The 1,324-nt window shown below is 75.7% G+C and carries 2 protein-coding genes and 1 pseudogene; 2 read left to right on the forward strand and 1 reads right to left on the reverse strand.

What is annotated here, in order from left to right; translation table 11 throughout:
* Positions 1-222: pseudogene (locus ACJA3G_RS37110) on the reverse strand (hypothetical protein); the annotation flags it as partial.
* A 105-nt stretch (positions 223-327) separates the two neighbouring features.
* Here ACJA3G_RS37110 and ACJA3G_RS37115 point away from each other — a divergent pair.
* On the forward strand, positions 328-1,005 hold the full coding sequence (locus ACJA3G_RS37115; RefSeq protein ID WP_406557410.1) for a DUF998 domain-containing protein: 678 nt from the start codon (positions 328-330) through the stop codon (positions 1,003-1,005).
* The coding region (locus ACJA3G_RS37120) for an alpha/beta fold hydrolase (RefSeq protein ID WP_406557411.1) at positions 1,002-1,324 on the forward strand (323 nt) is incomplete at its 3' end. The genes ACJA3G_RS37115 and ACJA3G_RS37120, both read left to right, overlap by 4 nt.

Raw genomic sequence — 1,324 nt, forward strand, 5'->3', positions numbered from 1 at the left:
GTGGTGGGCGGCGACGGGCTGCTCTCCGGCGGTCGCCCCACCGGACATCGGGGAGGCCGTCGAGCCCATCGAGGAGGACACCTCGGAGTGCTGCTCCACGGCCGTCACCGGGGAGGAGTGCTCGGCCGGGTGCCCGACCGTGTGCATCGTGAAGATGCCGAGGAGCAGCGCGGCACAGAGCAGCACCTGCCCGTACGCCGTCCTCCTCCGCCCGCTCCCCATGGACCGCACCTTACCCCCACCCGGTATACCCCGACGTGCGGGGCCGGGGTGCCGCGGTGAGCATGGGCCCATGAGGAGACCGCGATAAGTACCATCAGCGCCACCATGCACCCGATCGGTTCACGCGTCCGGCCCGCCGTGATCCTGCTGGCGCTCGGCGCCCTCACGTACACCGCGTGGGTGCTCGAAGTGGTCCTCCATACCGGGCTCGACCCCGTCCAGACGTACGTGAGCGAGCTCGCCGCGGCCGACCAGCCGCTCGGCGGGCTCTTCCGGGCCACCGATCTGACGGCCGGGGTGCTGGTGCTCTCCGGGGCGGCGTGGGCGCTGTGGCGGTGCGACGGGCGGGGCTGGTCGGTGGCCGGGTGGTCGGGGCTCGTGCTGTTCGGCGCGTCGACCGCGGCCGACTCCCGGCTCCCGCTGAGCTGCGCGCCGACCGCCGACCCTGAGTGCGCGGCCCGGGAGACGGCCGGGCTGGTCCCGGCCACGCACACCGCGCACGTGGTGAGCAGCAGCCTCGCGATGACCGGCGCGCTGGCGGCCGTCGTGGCGCTCACGGTCGCCGCCCGCCGCTACGGCCGCTGGGCCCCGCTGGCCCGGTCCGGGCCGGTCCTCCTTGTGCTCGAAGTGGCCGCCACCGCGTGGACGCTGGGCGCCGTCGCCGCGTTCGAGGCAGGGCGCGGCACCTGGTGGCTGGGGGCCGGGCAGCGGACGCAGGTACTGGTCGTGGCGGTGTGGCTGGGGGTGCTCGCGTACGCGGTCGGGCGCGAGAATCGAGTATGACCTTCGTACGGATCGACGGGGTGCCGCACCACGTGGTGGTGGCGGGCGACGGTCCGCCCGTGCTGCTCAGCGCGGGCCTGGGCATGGCCTGGTTCGACTGGGACGAGGTGGCCCGGCGGCTCGCCCCGCACCGCACGGTCGTCCGCTTCGACCGCCCCGGCCACGGCCTCTCCGGTCCGGCCCCGGCGCCGCCGACGGCCTCGGGGGAGGCCCACCGGATCGCGGCGGTGCTGGACGCGGTGGGGGCGGCCGGGCCGGTGACGGTGGTGGGGCACTCGATCGCGGGCTTCCACGCCGAGGCCTTCGCCCGGCTGTACCC

Origin of the sequence: Streptomyces sp. YS-3, from assembly GCF_045257485.1 — a bacterium.
Classification (GTDB): Bacteria; Actinomycetota; Actinomycetes; order Streptomycetales; family Streptomycetaceae; genus Streptomyces.

Coding starts and splice junctions, on each gene's coding strand:
- ACJA3G_RS37115 (WP_406557410.1), top strand. CDS start 328: ATGCACCCGATCGGTTCACGCGTCCGGCCCGCCGTGATCCTGCTGGCG.